This is a genomic window from Pseudomonas sp. NFIX10 (assembly GCF_900111955.1).
GTDB classification, from domain to species: domain Bacteria; phylum Pseudomonadota; class Gammaproteobacteria; order Pseudomonadales; family Pseudomonadaceae; genus Aquipseudomonas; species Aquipseudomonas fluorescens_AA.
Genome location: NZ_FOKH01000008.1, coordinates 199,911 through 213,242, shown reverse-complemented (window position 1 = coordinate 213,242; position 13,332 = coordinate 199,911). Strand labels below are relative to the sequence as shown.

The following is a 13,332-nucleotide window of genomic DNA, read 5'->3' as shown; positions in this document are numbered from 1 at the left end:
CGTGGGATATCCAGCCGCAGCGGACCATCTCCGGTCAAAACGGTTTTTCCACTCTTGCCATTGCGCTGATTAGTTTCATCCTCCGGGCGCTGCGCGCCCGGGGGATAGCCCAAGTGGTGGCCGAGTTCAGCGGTCAAGGCTCGTTCAATCAGGGCCTTCTTGAACGCTGCCGAGGCGTCCTCGATGGCTTCCGCTGTCATCAGCCCCTCACCAAACTGCTCAAGCAGCTCTTTGGGGATTTTGGGCAGGTCACGCAGGGGTTTCTTTTTGGTTGGCATACATGCACCTCTTACTCATGTTATGCCCGAACACAAAATTTCTGACACTCCCAATTACGGGCGTCTGAGAACGCCCGTTTTTTCTATCCATGATCATGAACGACAGAGAACAACCCACAACGGCCAAGCATTGGTGTGTCGCAGGAGACTATAAATGGCCAAAAAATCTAAGGCTGCAGTCGCCCAGACCGCCGAGCCTGCGAAAGCTCTCGCAGCTAAGCCAAAAGCCCCGGCCAAAGTGACAACAGCTAAAAAACTATCTGCTGCCGCCAAACCGAAGACTCCCCGAGGGGAAGCCGCTGCATCATCAAAACAGATGTACAACTCCCATTCTGACGCAGCTGAACGAATGCTGCAGTTGGCTCAATTCCTTTCTGAAGATCCGGAAGAAGCCAAGGTATTTGCGAAGAAGACAGGGGTGTACACCAAAGCAGGTAATCTTACGGCTACTTATCGATAAATGAAGCGTGAAAAGGGGATTTATTATCAGAAAAATCAAACGAAAAGGAGACAGATGTATTATAAGAAAAAATAAATCGTCCCTTTTTTCTGGTCGTTAGTATCAATACCGTGATTTTTCACTAAATCTAAGTTGAGGATGGAAAATCGATGAGGACCTTCAGCCATTGAGGCACCATGCAGGTCGTGTCACATTTTTCATCAAATCAGAGAGCTGGCGGCGATCCTTGGGCTTAGGTACAGAGGAGATCGACTTAAGAGCCCTCTTGCAGCACGCATTATGCTCGCAAGCGGACAGACTATCCCAGAGAGCGGCCAACCCAACCTCGAGTATGACGAGGCCAACCTGAAATTGACCAGTCAGAGCGCGGGATAGCGATTATCCAAGAAGTAGCTGGGCAGGTATGCCTGCCGGGAGGAAAGAAACAAGTATGAAGGTTGATAAGAATTATCACTAGCAGAAGAAATGCAAGCTACAGTGTCAGGTGTGCCAGTGATCATGTGCCGTGCTGATCGGATAACTACGGTGTTGGTTTGCAAAGGCATATAAATATCAATTTTAAGGAGATATCCACATGAGTATCAAACCTGGACCAAAACCGATAGCTGACTCGACTGGCAAAACAGACCAACGTCGTAGTGTTACTCCCGAGAACAAACCCAAACATCCCGATCTAGACGTACACAAGCACAAAAAAGGTAAGTAACCTGTAAAACCCCTGCCTTACATGACTGGCTTTTTACCTCAACATGCCCAATAGGGAGCGGAACTATTTCAAGCAAATAAATCCGTCCATTTTTCATAAAATCAAACGAAAAGTAGATCCATGGAAGAGCGCTTCGAACGGTGGTTGAAAGTGTCGATTGGCTTAGCAAGGTTTGAAGAGCACCTAGTGAGCTTGATGCAGGATATGGGACAGCTGGATGCACAGCTCTGTGCAGCTGATGCGAGAATTGTCCAAGCCGACTCTGCGCAGTTGAACTCAATTTTTGACTTCGACTCGATTCAGCACCACAGAACTCAGTCTTACCTGTGGGTGCTGGGGGCATACGAAATCTTGCGAACCCTGGCTCAACGCATAAGGGAGGGACAGAGCGACGACCCTCCTGATGTTGGGGCACGAGTTAACCTGGCGCGCGACCGCTTCGCCAGATTGCGGGTACCCCTGGCTAAATTTGAAGCCGCAGGCAGGCACAAAGCGACTGACAATCACGTTGCCTATCCCGGCTTGGACCTCAAGCGCGGCATTGCTTGGCAGTTAAATGAGAGCGAGGTGATATCTAGACAAGAGCTATCAGATGTCTTTTTGGAAGCGCTAGAGTTTCTACGTGCATCAAAGCTAAATAGGGCTCAATAGGACATTGGTATTCAGCCGATTGAGACCTAGAAGGTTCCTGTATTGATCTGTACAAAATTGCCGAGGCGGTGCGCTCAAATAGGACCATGCCTACTCACATTGGTGGTGACTATTGTTAACGTCGCACCCCTTGGTGACTATCAGAGCGGGATGTCCCAGACCTAGAGAAGGAGTTCGAAATGGCTAAGTTGTTCGAGAGGCGATTTGCTGAGCTTGAGACACAGATCTTGGCCCTTGAGGCCACAAAAACGATGAGACACAGCGAGTTAAGTGGGTCATATCCTTACATCGACTCCAATTCCCTTCTCGGGTGGGAGGTGAAGGCAAAATCTCTTCTGGGCAATGTGTGCGGTGAAAAATCTCACCATATGGCTGCGTTCATCGAAGCGGAAAAACCTGTCTCGTTCTCGAATAACTTCGAAGAGCTTGGTCGCGTTAAAGCGGTTTTTTTAGCCGCCAAAGAAGACTACGAGGGCGGCTACCTCAATACCGTCCGTAATCTGGTGCAGGCGGAAGTATTCGGAAGCGAGCTCGAGCAGGCCAGCGAGCTGCTATCAGCGGGATATTCGTCGGCTGCGGCGGTGATTGCTGGGGTGGTGCTGGAAACTACTATTCGTAACCTTTGCACAGAGAACGAGATTGGCCATGCAAAGCTCGACAAGATGAATGCGGACCTGGCGAGAGCTGGCGTTTACAACCTGCTCCAGCAGAAGCGCATCACCGCAATGGCCGGTATCCGTAACGCCGCCGCTCACGGGGACGCAGATAAATTTACCAGCGGAGACGTGAAGGGCATGATCGACGATGTCGAGAGATTCCTGGCGATGAATCTCCAGTGAATTGCTGCCGAGGAGCCTGATAGCAGGCCGGAATAGGCACCCAGAATGCCTCCCCCCAGTGCGAAAAAAGGGAACAGATTTATTATCAAAAAAATAAGTCTGTCCCGTTCTTTGGCGGTGTTTTCACACAGGCTGGGCCAGAAGCAGACAGTCTCCGCCACCCAGCCAAGAACGAAAGGATCGAGGCTAAAGCCTTTCCCACAAGGACATTTGGCTTTCAGTAGAAGCGATTCCAGCCACGAGTTTTAGTGTCGCGATTCAATAGCCTTACGCCGCCTCAACCGGCGCGAACGCCTTGGCAGCGGCCACGGTATCCAGGGATTCGCGCAGCAGCTGAATTTTGCCGTCTTTGGCCACTAGGCGGCCTGCGTACATCTGCCGGTAGATGCGCCCTGTGGCAGGCACCAGGGCCTCTACGCTGTATTCGGCAAACACTTGATCGGGGGTGTCGATCAAAAAGCGCACATTGTGGAATTTGAAATCCGGCACTTTACCGAGCAATGAGCCGATAAAACCCTCGATCGCTGCAGGCCCCTTCACGCAGTGGAATGCCGAGCGACTCCAGGTAGGGCAGCTCCAGCACGCCGTCCTCGGCGAACAGGGCCGCTGCCAAGAATGGCGTCTGGATGGCATCCAAGTACTGTTGAAGTAATTCCACGGCATTTTTCATGACGACTTTCTCCCGAAACGAATAATTGGATGGCACGCTGTGTTGTGCCGACCAAACCACGTTAAGGGATCCACTCGGTTTCAAAAATAGCAGTTAATGAAAGTCATCATTTCATAATTGAAAGAGCTGCCCGCATCGTCTCATGACGGCCATCGCCATACGGGCTCGCTTAAATGCTCGGCGAAGAAGTCCGACAGCGCTTTGATTTTTACCGGCCGTGTGCGGGCCGAGGGGGTGACGAAGTACAGGCCACCACGGGCCATGCTCCATTCCGGTAGCACCACGACCAAGCGCCCATCTGCCAAGTATTCGCTGGCAATAAACTCCGGCAGTTCGGCGATGGCCAGGCCTTCAAGCAACACCGGCAATAACGCATCCGAGTTGGTCACTCTTAACGGGCCGCTGGGCACCACGTCTTCTTCGGTGCCGTCCTTATGGGTGAACCGCCATACTTGGCTGCGGGCTCGGTAGGCATAACTCAGGCACGTGCGGGCCGCCAGTTCGCGGGGATGGCCAGGGTGGCCATGGGCATCTAGATAAGCCGGTGAGGCGACCAGGTATTGGGTGACAGCGCAGAGACGCCGCGCAACCAGCGAGGAGTCCGGCAATACGGCAATGCGTAACGCCGCGTCAAAGCCCTCGGCGATCAGGTCTACCGAGGCGTCTGAAAGGTGCAGGTCAATCGACAGCTCGGGATACTGCCGGATCAACTGCGGCATCAGCGGTGCCACCCAACGCAGGCCAAATGACATGGGGATCGCAAGGCGTACTTGGCCGCGGGGCTGGACCGATAACTCCTGAGCCTCACTTTCCACTTCTTCAGCCTGCCGATAAATCTCCCCCGCCTTGGCCGCCATGCTCGCGCCGAATTCGGTGAGTGCCAGTTGCCGCGAAGTGCGGTTGAACAAGCGCCCGCCCAGGCGTTCCTCCAGGCGCGCGACCGCCCGCGATACCGTTGGCACCGACACGCTCATGACCCGCGCCGCGCCAGCGAACGACCCTTCTTCGGCCACCTTGGCAAACATCGCCAACCCTTCGAAATCTGGAAGCTTGCTCATTTCATTTCTGCAACGATAGGTTTCAGACAATTCTATTTTGAAAGTTTTGCCCCGTCGATAAGCTTCTCCCACACCGCAACTCACTCAATCGAATCGGGAGAAACACCATGGCTAACAAACTCGAAGGCAAAATTGCATTGGTTACCGGCGGCAGTACAGGCATCGGTCTGGCCACTGCCAAACGCTTCGCTCAGGAAGGCGCCCACGTCTATATCACGGGCCGTCGCCAAGCCGAACTGGACACCGCTGTCGCCGCTGTTGGCAACGCCACCGGCGTGCGGGTGGACTCAGCCAACCTCGATCAATTGGACGCGTTGTATCGCCAGATTGGCGCGACCCACGGCCGAATCGATGTGCTGTTCGCCAATGCAGGTGGCGGCTCCATGCTGCCACTCGGTGACATCACGGAACAGCAGTACGACGACACCTTCAATCGCAACGTAAAAGGCGTGCTGTTCACCGTGCAAAAAGCGCTGCCGCTGCTGGCCCAAAAAGCCTCGGTGATTCTCACCGGCTCCACGGCGGGCAGCTCGGGCACCGCCGCCTTTAGTGTGTACGCCGCGTCCAAGGCCGCCGTGCGCTCCTTTGCACGCAACTGGATTCTGGATTTGAAAGACCGCCAGGTGCGTATCAACACCATTAGCCCCGGCGCCACCCGCACTCCTGGCCTGGTGGAGTTGGCCGGTCCCGATGCCGCTCAGCAGCAGGGCTTGCTCGACTACATGGCGTCGCTGATCCCCATGGGGCGTGTCGGTGAAGCGGATGAAATTGCCAGCGCCGCGTTGTTCCTGGCCTCGGATGACGCCAGCTTCGTCAACGGTATCGAGCTGTTTGTTGACGGCGGCCAGGCGCAAATCTGACCACCCAGCGGGTGACTGCCACGGTCGCCCGCCAACCCATCTCAAGAGGAACAGGTTGTGAACCCATTGCAATCGGTATTGCTGGCCGCCAGCTGGTGCTAATTAATATATCTGTCCCGAATGGCACTTTGGCTTATCGCCTGAAGAAAAGCGGCATCCTCGACGACGGTGGCGCCGACTGACTTCTATTAGCCGCCTTCCCGGGCGGGACCCTGTCAATTATGGCCTGCCCGCCACAAGCGCCTCAGCGGCATTGATCAAATCCACACTCATTACAATCGTTTTACTAAATGATCAATGCAGCGCCCTCCGCTAAACGCTGGATTCGGTCTAGGTGGCATCATCAACAAACTTATCCTTTTGAAAAATATAAGCTTTATATAGATATCACGCCGGTGGCATAGGCTTTGCTCAGGTACTGACTCCCAGTCGCCGTGTACATACCAGTACTTACGGCGCGTGTTTGGTTTCCACGAACCGCCAACGGTGGTTAAGAACAGAGAAAGCTTATGATCACAATTTCCCAAATCAAGTCGCTCGCTGCGGCTATTACGCTTACCGCGTCTATTTTAACTGCCACCCCTGTGGCGGCACAGTCGACTAACGAAGCGCAGTCCGCTGCTTCTCTCTCGGTTGTCATGGAATTCCTGGCCAATACTGCGCCCGATAAAGTTGAAGCAGCTGCACAGAGGCTGGCGGCTCCAGACGCAACCTACGTTTCCCTCAACTTCGATAACCCAGAACTCAAAAAAATCCTGCCTTGGACAGGCACCAACAAAGGCCCGAAAGCCTTCAGCTCGTTATTCATGCAAGTCTCGGATTACTGGAAGATCGAAGACTTCACCATCTCTACCAAAATCGCCTCCGGCGAGGATGTCGCGATTTTCGGTAAGTTCACCTACCGCTCCGTAGCGGTCGACCAGGTGTTTACATCACCGTTTTCCATCCATGCCAAGGTTCGTGACGGAAAGATGACTGACTTCCAGTTCATGGAAGATACCTATGCGTCTGCCAGTTCGTTCCGACAGTCCGGTTCGTGGACCGTGAAGACATCAATGAACGCAGCCCCCTTTACGGTAGGGGCAGATTAACGACCTCGATCGAAGGGCTGAACCCTCGCCGACAATCTGCAACAGACAAGGTAGGAGCCCCCCATGAAGATTGATACCCGACACCGGTACAGCTGGTTCGGGATCAAGAAAGAGCCATGCATTCGTAGCTACACCGCCGATATTCATGTCGTGTCACTTGGCAACAATAACTTCGCTGCTTGCTGGCGGGAGAAGAGCGGTTCGACAGTTGCGAATGTACAACTCGTAGGTGCTTAACATGATGAACAGGAATGATCTGCGTCGCGCCGACATCCATCTGCTGGTTGTCTTCGAAACGATGATGTACGAACGAAATGTCAGTCGTGTCGGCGAGAAACTGCTCCTGAGTCAATCGACCATCAGCGCTGCCCTGGGGCGTTTACGACACCTGTTCGATGATCCCTTGTTCATTCGCACGGGGCGAGTGATGGAACCTACCTCGCGCGCCCAGGAGATATTTTCCAATCTGACGCCCGCGCTCGACAGCATCGCTGCCGCGCTGAGTCAGTGTCAGGCGTTCGACCCCACGACCAGTGAAGCCACCTTTCATATCGGCCTTCCCGATGACGTCGAATACGTCTTGTTGCCCTGTTTGCTGCGCCGTATGCGCATTGAAGCACCGAATATAAGGCTTGTGGTTCGCCGCGCCGATCAATGGCAATTACCACAACTGCTCGCCTCCGGGGAGATTTCCCTTGGTATCAGCCATACGTTGCAATTGCCAGCCAATACTCGGTGTAAAGGTTTACGCTCGATTCACCCGATGTTGCTACGGGCTGACTCTAAGCTCGGTGAACTGGACCTGGACGAGTTCTGCCGTCGGCCCCATGCCGTTGTGTCATCCATGGGTAATGTCATTGAGGATGCCGACCGCGCCCTCCACTTGATTGGGCGTCAACGCAAGGTCGTTCTTGCGGTGCCTCAGTTCAGCGCCTTGCCCATGTTACTTGCAGGCAGTGAAATGATTGTCATCGTGCCGGATTACGTAGCCCAAGCAATGTCTGGCACCTGTGGCATGAGAGCGGAAGCGGTGCCCCTTTCGCTGCCTCAGCAAGAGCTATCGATGGTCTGGAGAGGGGCTGCCCACAATGATGCGGGCGAGCGTTGGTTGCGCTCGCGATGCAGTGTTCTGCTGGGGACGCCGTCCGAAGAGCCGGCTCGCCAGAGTGTATTGAGTTCTATGTTGGCCGTAGCCTGAGTCGAGTGACTTACAAGCCCTGCCGCAGACCGGGTGACTCGCATCACCCTGACCGTGGACGGAGGGGCCAGCGCATAGGCTGATGATTCGTCACGCCATGTCGATGACGATTTTGCCGAACGCCCCACGCCCCAAGTGATCGAAGGCGGACAGGACGTCGACCATGGTGTAACGAACATCTATGACAGGCTTCAAACCGATCTGGTCGACGGCGCGTATCAGATTTTCCAGGGCGTGCCGGCTACCGGTGCCGATCCCATGGACAGTAACGTCCTTGAGCATCAGCGGCATGGCCGGTGCGCTGAGGTCGAAGCCGTCGAGTGCGCCGATCTGGCAGATGTGCGCCCCCACGGCAGCCACCTGAACCGACTTGCCGAGATGGTTGCCGCCCACCACTTCCAGGATATGGTCCGCACCGCGATCTGCGGTCATGCTATACACGGCTTCTACCCAGTCATCGCGCTGGCGGTCCACATAATGGTCGGCGCCGAGCGCGCGGGCGCGTGCTTCGTTGTCGGCACGGCCCGAGACAATGACGGTGGCGCCATGGGCCTTGGCGATTTGCAGGCCGAACAAAGCAACTCCACCGGTGCTGGTAATGAGCACCGTATCGCCGGCGCGTACACGGGCACGTTCCACCAGGGCGAACCAAGCGGTCAGGCCTGCGACCGGGAGGGTGGCGGCCTCGGAATGGTTCAGCGTTGCCGGCGCCAGAACCAGCCATGCTTCAGGCATCACGACATATTCGGCCAACACACCTGGGTAGTAGCCGCCCAGGGTGCGGTAGGCAGGCGTACGCGCATTGCCTGGACGCAGACCATCGATCCAATCCGGAGTGAATACCGAGATGACGCGCGCACCCGTGCTGAACCGAGTGGCACCAGGCCCAAGCGCGATCACTTCACCCGCAAGGTCTGAACAGGGGGTGAACGGGAAGCCAAGTGGCAGACCGCGACCACTCTCAACAACCATTTTGTCGCGGTAATTCAACGCGACAGCGCGCACTTTGACCAGTACCTCGCCGGCTTGCGGAACCGGTACGGGTACGGCACGCATCGTCAGCCGTTCACCAATTGCATCGATTTCCCAGCGCTGCATCGTGTTTGTCATAACCATTCCTCTGAAGAAGACCCTCAGTCTGGCAGCGTCGATTGCTGTGATTAATACCCTATAATCGGGATGTGTTGTTGAGCAGAGCGCATGAATATGAAGGGAGCAGAATTTGCCGAACTCTCGGCGTTCGTCGCCGTTGCAACGGAGCGCAGTTTCCGTCGAGCCGCGGATAAACTCGGCGTGTCGCCATCGGCAATCAGCCATACCATTGCCGGTCTTGAGCAGCGTCTGGGCGCACGCCTGCTCAACCGCACGACGCGTAGTGTGGCGCCAACCGAAGCTGGCCTTGCCCTGGTCGAGCGCCTGCGTTTTGTGATGGCCGAAATGGATGAGGCAGTGCGTGCTGTCACGGCATCGCAGAACACTCCGAAGGGTTTGGTGCGGATCAACCTGCCTCGGATTGCGGCTCACTTGCTGATCATCCCGCGCCTGGCGGCGTTCTTTCTGGCCTATCCGGATGTGCGGATCGAACTGGTCATCGATGACAGCATCACGGACGTGATCGCGCGGGGATTCGATGCGGGCATCCGGTCCGGCGACCTAGTCCATCAGGATATGGTGGCAATCAGGATGACACCCGATTTGCGCATGGCCGTGGTTGGCGCGCCGGCATATCTCGCCACGCGGGCCATGCCCGCGACGCCGGACGACCTGCGCGGCCACGCCTGCCTGACGTACCGCTGGAGCGACACGGGCGCTTTGTATCGCTGGCGTTTCACAGGACCTGGAGGGGAAGTCGATGTCGATGTGGTCAGCGTGATGATGGCGAACGACACCGACATGTTGCTGGCGGCGGCGTTGCAAGGAGCGGGGCTGGCATTCGTCCCCGAGAGTTACGTGGCAGCCCACCTGCAAAGTGGTGAACTGGTGCGGATGCTCGATGCGTGGTGCAGACCGTTTGGCGGGTTTTACCTCTACTACCCCAACCGGGCACACATGCCGGCGCCCTTGCGCGCTTTCATCGATTTCTTTAAGCCGGAGCTGCCATCTATAACGGCGATTTAAAGCAGATTGCCATTTACCACTGGGCTAAACGCTTCGTCACGCAGCATGGATGGAACACCCATCCAAGATGTGTATATCCAGGTGCCTATTAGAAAAAAATTATCGCTCTACGGCGACGCATTTGATCTCCACGAGAAGGCCAGGGCGAGCCAGTTCACCGACACCTATGCATGTCCATGCACAAGTGCCCCTGGGAAAGACTTGATCTTTCACGCGCCTGAAAGTTGGCATATGGCGGTGCATATCGACGTGATAAGTGGTCATTTCGACGACATCTTCAAATTCGCAGCCACCGGCTTCCAAGACGAGCCGAAGATTTTCCCATGCTGCCAGAAACTGCTGCTCGGGGTCTTCGATAACTGTTAAGTCCGGCGTCCGGCCTACTTGACCAGCACAGTAAAGAGTTTTTCCCACCTTTACAGCTGGTGCATAACCAGCATGCTCGAAGAGCAATCTCATGCCATCTGGAACAATGATCTGACGATCAGTCATGGTTGCGGAGCCCAAAAATATGAACGGATACGGAAGCTAACCCAGGTGCCAGAGCGGCGTCCACTTGGGTCACGCCTCATTAATCAATCAAATCCGGCAGGTGCGAAAAAGCCGAAAAGTGGGATAAATTTATTATCAGAAAAATATATCCACCCCCTTTTTCCTGGACGGAACTCACTCGATCTCAGTACTCATTGCAATTCCCTTGTACTGCTCCAGCTCAGCCACTCGCTGGCTCAGCGCTGCGTGGACACGTCCATAAGCACCACTGCCTAACAGCAAACGTTTTGGCGCCGGTTCGGCTTCGGCGATCCCCAGCATGGCCTTGGCCATTTTCTGCGGATCGCCTGTCAGGGGGAAAGCGCCACTGGCGATCGCTCTACGCACCTCGCCGGCAGGCGTCTGTTCGTATTCCGCCATCACCGGAGGCCTGACCAAGGCCGCGGCAAAGTTCGTACGAGTCGGGCCTGGCTCTACAAGGGTGAACTGAATGCCAAAGGGTGCAACCTCCTGCGCGACTGATTCGACAAAACCCTCGATGCCCCATTTGCTGGCGTGGTAAAGGCTGAAGTTGGGATAAGCCAGTTGGCCGCCCTCCGACGATACTTGCAGAATTCGACCGCCCCCTTGCCGACGGAGAAAAGGCAGGCAAGCGCGAATCAACTGGATTGAGCCGACCAGGTTAGTTTGCAATTGCTGATCGATTTGTTCGTCACTGCATTCCTCGGCGGCGCCGAATAATGCGTACCCTGCGCTGCTGACCACGACATCAATACGTTCTAGTTCAGTGAATGCACGGCTAACGACATTCCGAATGGCGGATGTATCGTTCACATCCAGTGCCGCTGTCCACAGCCGTTCGCCGTAGCGTTCCTTCAAGTGACTGAGTGCTTGAGGTTCACGCAACGTAGCCGCCACGCGATCCCCTCGTTCCAGCAATTGCTCAACTACCGCCAAGCCAATGCCGGACGAGCTGCCAGTGACTAACCAGGTTTTATTCATCGGTATGTTCTCCTCAGAGCGAGCCGGACAGGCTTGCGAGGGTTTAACGCTACGCGCCTTGGACTGCTGCTACTATCGAGTAGAATGAGGATGACCTGGTGAAAAATAACCATGAATGAATTCCCTCTGTCACTCACCGATGTACGTGCGCTGGCGCTGATCGTTGGTCACCGAAGCTTCCGCAAAGCAGCGGATGAGCTGGGTTTGTCCGCGTCCACGCTGAGCCATTTGATGAGAACCCTCGAGGCAAGGCTCGGGATTCGTTTGCTCAATCGCACAACACGCAGCGTCGCTCCGACGGCGGCAGGGGAACGCCTACTGAGCCGGTTGAGCCCGGTGTTGCGAGAGTTTGCGCTGCTGTAGATGAAGTTAATCAGTATCGGGATCTTCCAAGCGGCACCCTGCGCATCAATGCAAGCGATCAGGCTGCCCGCGTTTTGATGGAGTGTGCCCTGCCGACATTCCTGCAACGTTTCCCGCAGATGTCGGTCGATCTTGTCACCGATGGTCGCCTGGTTGATGTCGTTGCCGACGGCTTCGACGCGGGCATCCGCTTGGGTGAGTCAATACCTCAAGACATGATCGCCGTCCCGATAGGCCCGGATATCCGGTTTATAACCGTCGCGTCCCCGGACTACCTCAAGACTCATTCATACCCATTGACCCCAGATGATCTGCTTCGACATCCGTGCATCGGCATCCGAATGCCAAGTGGTAAGCCTTATCGATGGGAGTTTGAAAAGCATGGGCAGTCATTGGTCATCGATCCCAAAGGACAGCTGACCCTCGATAACCCGGAAATCATGGCTGACGCCGCCATTTCCGGACTCGGCATCGCCTACGTGCCAGAGCGCGTAGCCTCGCGATCTTTGGCTGACGGGCGACTTGTGAAGGTTCTGGAAGACTGGTGCCCGCCAATTCCAGGATTGTTTTTATATTACCCGGGACATCGCCATATCCCCTCTGGGTTGCAGGCATTCATCGAAGTCCTGAGGGAATGCACCACAGCCAATGTTGAAAATAATGAGGCCTAGGGCTTTCTGCCATTGCCTTGTCCGCGCCGAGGGCATGGCGGACATGATCAGCGCTTACGTGATTGCGCTCGACGCCTGCTGAAGCTGCTGATACGCCGTCACCAGTTGCGCTTGATTGAACGCCAGATTGCGACCGCTGGGGTTGGGCAGGATCCATACCTTAGCGCCCCCGAGCGTCTCCTTTTGCAATCCCCATTCAATCGACTTCTTGCCGGATAACCCGGCATACGCAGCCTTGCCGAGAAACGCCACGAAGCGCGGCGCGTAACGGGCGATCTTGCGTTCGAAGCTGGCGGCGGCTGCGGTGAATTCCTCGGCAGACAGTTGATCCGCACTCGCCGTCGGCCGTTCGACCACAGCGGTCAGGCCGCAGTGAAATTGCAGGATCGAGCGGTCGTCTTGCGGGCGCACTTCGTGGGGAGTGAAGCCGGCCTGGTGCAACGTGCGCCAGAAGCGGTTACTGCGTCCGGCAAAGTGATGCCCCTGCTCTGCCGCCAATAACCCCGGATTGATCCCGCAGAACACCACGGACAAGCCTTCCGTGAGGATGTCCTCAAGCCCGTTCAACCGCAGATCACCTTCACCGCATCGCGCGCCTGCCCCGCCAATTCTTCGCGGGATTTACCGGCGCGGGCACGGATCGAGATGCTGTGAAGCTGGGTGAAGCTGGGGACAGACCACGATTTTGAATTCACCTTTGATCGACCCGTTCCATAATCGTGATCTGCCTCATTTTTGTGACTTAGCCATTCGCTAAGCAAGCACGAACTGCTTCAACGCTGCCATCATCGCAATGACCAAAACGGCTAGCCCAATCGCAGACGTCCATTGGGCTGAAGGGCTTACTGAGAACCAGGAGCCTTTAGCGGGGTATT

Annotated in this window: 18 protein-coding genes and 1 pseudogene; 10 read left to right on the top strand and 9 right to left on the bottom strand. The window is 55.7% G+C overall.

Going from position 1 to position 13,332, the window contains the following annotated elements; all coding sequences use genetic code 11:
* The coding region (locus BM321_RS10345; protein WP_139230571.1) for a transposase at positions 1 to 278 on the bottom strand (278 nt) is incomplete at its 3' end.
* A gap of 154 nt (positions 279 to 432) precedes the next feature.
* Here BM321_RS10345 and BM321_RS10340 point away from each other — a divergent pair.
* The 3 genes from BM321_RS10340 to BM321_RS10330 all read left to right on the top strand — a co-directional run bounded on the left by BM321_RS10340 (position 433) and on the right by BM321_RS10330 (position 2,934).
* A complete protein-coding gene (locus tag BM321_RS10340) occupies positions 433 to 738 on the top strand; it encodes a hypothetical protein (RefSeq protein WP_092442424.1) in 306 nt (101 codons plus the stop codon).
* A gap of 826 nt (positions 739 to 1,564) precedes the next feature.
* Positions 1,565 to 2,095: a hypothetical protein gene (locus tag BM321_RS10335; RefSeq protein WP_092442423.1), complete on the top strand. Its 531-nt coding sequence runs from the start codon at positions 1,565 to 1,567 to the stop codon at positions 2,093 to 2,095.
* A gap of 179 nt (positions 2,096 to 2,274) precedes the next feature.
* Positions 2,275 to 2,934 carry a DUF4145 domain-containing protein gene (locus BM321_RS10330; protein ID WP_092442422.1) on the top strand — a complete coding sequence of 220 codons (660 nt, stop codon included), beginning with the start codon at positions 2,275 to 2,277 and terminating at the stop codon, positions 2,932 to 2,934.
* Positions 2,935 to 3,201: 267 nt separating this feature from the next.
* Here the strand turns inward: BM321_RS10330 and BM321_RS30845 are convergent, their stop codons facing one another.
* The 3 genes from BM321_RS30845 to BM321_RS10320 all read right to left on the bottom strand — a co-directional run bounded on the left by BM321_RS30845 (position 3,202) and on the right by BM321_RS10320 (position 4,662).
* Positions 3,202 to 3,435 (bottom strand): nuclear transport factor 2 family protein, encoded by a 234-nt coding sequence (locus BM321_RS30845; protein ID WP_256573404.1) that lies wholly within the window; start codon positions 3,433 to 3,435, stop codon positions 3,202 to 3,204.
* Positions 3,425 to 3,604: a nuclear transport factor 2 family protein gene (locus BM321_RS30840; RefSeq protein ID WP_256573403.1), complete on the bottom strand. Its 180-nt coding sequence runs from the start codon at positions 3,602 to 3,604 to the stop codon at positions 3,425 to 3,427. The genes BM321_RS30845 and BM321_RS30840 overlap by 11 nt, the downstream gene beginning before the upstream one ends.
* 140 nt (positions 3,605 to 3,744) lie before the next feature.
* A complete protein-coding gene (locus tag BM321_RS10320; RefSeq protein WP_092442421.1) occupies positions 3,745 to 4,662 on the bottom strand; it encodes a LysR family transcriptional regulator in 918 nt (305 codons plus the stop codon).
* 107 nt (positions 4,663 to 4,769) lie between these two features.
* On the opposite strand from BM321_RS10320, the gene BM321_RS10315 reads away from it, so the two are divergent.
* The 4 genes from BM321_RS10315 (at position 4,770) to BM321_RS10305 (ending at position 7,811) form a co-directional block, all read left to right on the top strand.
* Positions 4,770 to 5,522, top strand: a complete 753-nt coding sequence (locus BM321_RS10315; RefSeq protein WP_092442420.1) for an SDR family NAD(P)-dependent oxidoreductase — start codon at positions 4,770 to 4,772, stop codon at positions 5,520 to 5,522.
* Positions 5,523 to 6,031: 509 nt separating this feature from the next.
* Positions 6,032 to 6,613 carry a nuclear transport factor 2 family protein gene (locus BM321_RS10310; protein WP_256573402.1) on the top strand — a complete coding sequence of 194 codons (582 nt, stop codon included), beginning with the start codon at positions 6,032 to 6,034 and terminating at the stop codon, positions 6,611 to 6,613.
* 63 nt (positions 6,614 to 6,676) lie between these two features.
* Positions 6,677 to 6,850, top strand: coding sequence for a hypothetical protein (locus BM321_RS30500; protein ID WP_175534913.1), 174 nt, complete (start codon positions 6,677 to 6,679; stop codon positions 6,848 to 6,850).
* A 1-nt stretch (position 6,851) separates the two neighbouring features.
* A complete protein-coding gene (locus BM321_RS10305) occupies positions 6,852 to 7,811 on the top strand; it encodes a LysR family transcriptional regulator (RefSeq protein WP_092442419.1) in 960 nt (319 codons plus the stop codon).
* Between the two features lie 90 nt (positions 7,812 to 7,901).
* Here the strand turns inward: BM321_RS10305 and BM321_RS10300 are convergent, their stop codons facing one another.
* Positions 7,902 to 8,921, bottom strand: coding sequence for a zinc-dependent alcohol dehydrogenase family protein (locus BM321_RS10300; protein WP_092442418.1), 1,020 nt, complete (start codon positions 8,919 to 8,921; stop codon positions 7,902 to 7,904).
* Positions 8,922 to 9,011: 90 nt separating this feature from the next.
* On the opposite strand from BM321_RS10300, the gene BM321_RS10295 reads away from it, so the two are divergent.
* Positions 9,012 to 9,929: a LysR family transcriptional regulator gene (locus BM321_RS10295; RefSeq protein WP_218190448.1), complete on the top strand. Its 918-nt coding sequence runs from the start codon at positions 9,012 to 9,014 to the stop codon at positions 9,927 to 9,929.
* A 99-nt stretch (positions 9,930 to 10,028) separates the two neighbouring features.
* Here BM321_RS10295 and BM321_RS10290 read toward each other — a convergent pair whose 3' ends face one another.
* Together BM321_RS10290 and BM321_RS10285 are read right to left on the bottom strand one after the other, a co-directional pair.
* A complete protein-coding gene (locus tag BM321_RS10290; RefSeq protein ID WP_092442417.1) occupies positions 10,029 to 10,421 on the bottom strand; it encodes a RidA family protein in 393 nt (130 codons plus the stop codon).
* Positions 10,422 to 10,595: 174 nt separating this feature from the next.
* Positions 10,596 to 11,423, bottom strand: coding sequence for an SDR family oxidoreductase (locus tag BM321_RS10285; protein ID WP_092442416.1), 828 nt, complete (start codon positions 11,421 to 11,423; stop codon positions 10,596 to 10,598).
* Positions 11,424 to 11,534: 111 nt separating this feature from the next.
* Here BM321_RS10285 and BM321_RS31275 point away from each other — a divergent pair, with 111 nt between their 5' ends.
* Together BM321_RS31275 and BM321_RS31270 are read left to right on the top strand one after the other, a co-directional pair.
* Positions 11,535 to 11,786: a helix-turn-helix domain-containing protein gene (locus BM321_RS31275; RefSeq protein ID WP_371856614.1), complete on the top strand. Its 252-nt coding sequence runs from the start codon at positions 11,535 to 11,537 to the stop codon at positions 11,784 to 11,786.
* 77 nt (positions 11,787 to 11,863) lie between these two features.
* Positions 11,864 to 12,457, top strand: coding sequence for a LysR substrate-binding domain-containing protein (locus tag BM321_RS31270; protein WP_371856613.1), 594 nt, complete (start codon positions 11,864 to 11,866; stop codon positions 12,455 to 12,457).
* Between the two features lie 54 nt (positions 12,458 to 12,511).
* Here the strand turns inward: BM321_RS31270 and mug are convergent, their stop codons facing one another.
* Positions 12,512 to 13,024, bottom strand: a complete 513-nt coding sequence (gene mug / locus BM321_RS10275; protein ID WP_092442415.1) for a G/U mismatch-specific DNA glycosylase — start codon at positions 13,022 to 13,024, stop codon at positions 12,512 to 12,514.
* Positions 13,021 to 13,116: pseudogene (locus BM321_RS31265) on the bottom strand (TetR/AcrR family transcriptional regulator); the annotation flags it as partial. The pseudogene BM321_RS31265 and the gene mug, both read right to left, overlap by 4 nt.
* Positions 13,117 to 13,332: the final 216 nt, after the last annotated feature.

Bases quoted from the DNA above. Each gene is read 5' to 3' on its own strand.
- BM321_RS10310 (WP_256573402.1), top strand. From the start codon at position 6,032: ATGATCACAATTTCCCAAATCAAGTCGCTCGCTGCGGCTATTACGCTT.
- BM321_RS10340 (WP_092442424.1), top strand. From the start codon at position 433: ATGGCCAAAAAATCTAAGGCTGCAGTCGCCCAGACCGCCGAGCCTGCG.
- BM321_RS30840 (WP_256573403.1), bottom strand. From the start codon at position 3,604: ATGAAAAATGCCGTGGAATTACTTCAACAGTACTTGGATGCCATCCAG.
- BM321_RS10300 (WP_092442418.1), bottom strand. From the start codon at position 8,921: ATGACAAACACGATGCAGCGCTGGGAAATCGATGCAATTGGTGAACGG.
- BM321_RS31275 (WP_371856614.1), top strand. From the start codon at position 11,535: ATGAATGAATTCCCTCTGTCACTCACCGATGTACGTGCGCTGGCGCTG.
- BM321_RS31270 (WP_371856613.1), top strand. From the start codon at position 11,864: ATGGAGTGTGCCCTGCCGACATTCCTGCAACGTTTCCCGCAGATGTCG.
- BM321_RS10330 (WP_092442422.1), top strand. From the start codon at position 2,275: ATGGCTAAGTTGTTCGAGAGGCGATTTGCTGAGCTTGAGACACAGATC.
- BM321_RS10285 (WP_092442416.1), bottom strand. From the start codon at position 11,423: ATGAATAAAACCTGGTTAGTCACTGGCAGCTCGTCCGGCATTGGCTTG.
- BM321_RS10335 (WP_092442423.1), top strand. From the start codon at position 1,565: ATGGAAGAGCGCTTCGAACGGTGGTTGAAAGTGTCGATTGGCTTAGCA.
- BM321_RS10315 (WP_092442420.1), top strand. From the start codon at position 4,770: ATGGCTAACAAACTCGAAGGCAAAATTGCATTGGTTACCGGCGGCAGT.
- BM321_RS10320 (WP_092442421.1), bottom strand. From the start codon at position 4,662: ATGAGCAAGCTTCCAGATTTCGAAGGGTTGGCGATGTTTGCCAAGGTG.
- BM321_RS30500 (WP_175534913.1), top strand. From the start codon at position 6,677: ATGAAGATTGATACCCGACACCGGTACAGCTGGTTCGGGATCAAGAAA.
- BM321_RS10305 (WP_092442419.1), top strand. From the start codon at position 6,852: ATGATGAACAGGAATGATCTGCGTCGCGCCGACATCCATCTGCTGGTT.
- BM321_RS10290 (WP_092442417.1), bottom strand. From the start codon at position 10,421: ATGACTGATCGTCAGATCATTGTTCCAGATGGCATGAGATTGCTCTTC.
- BM321_RS10295 (WP_218190448.1), top strand. From the start codon at position 9,012: ATGAATATGAAGGGAGCAGAATTTGCCGAACTCTCGGCGTTCGTCGCC.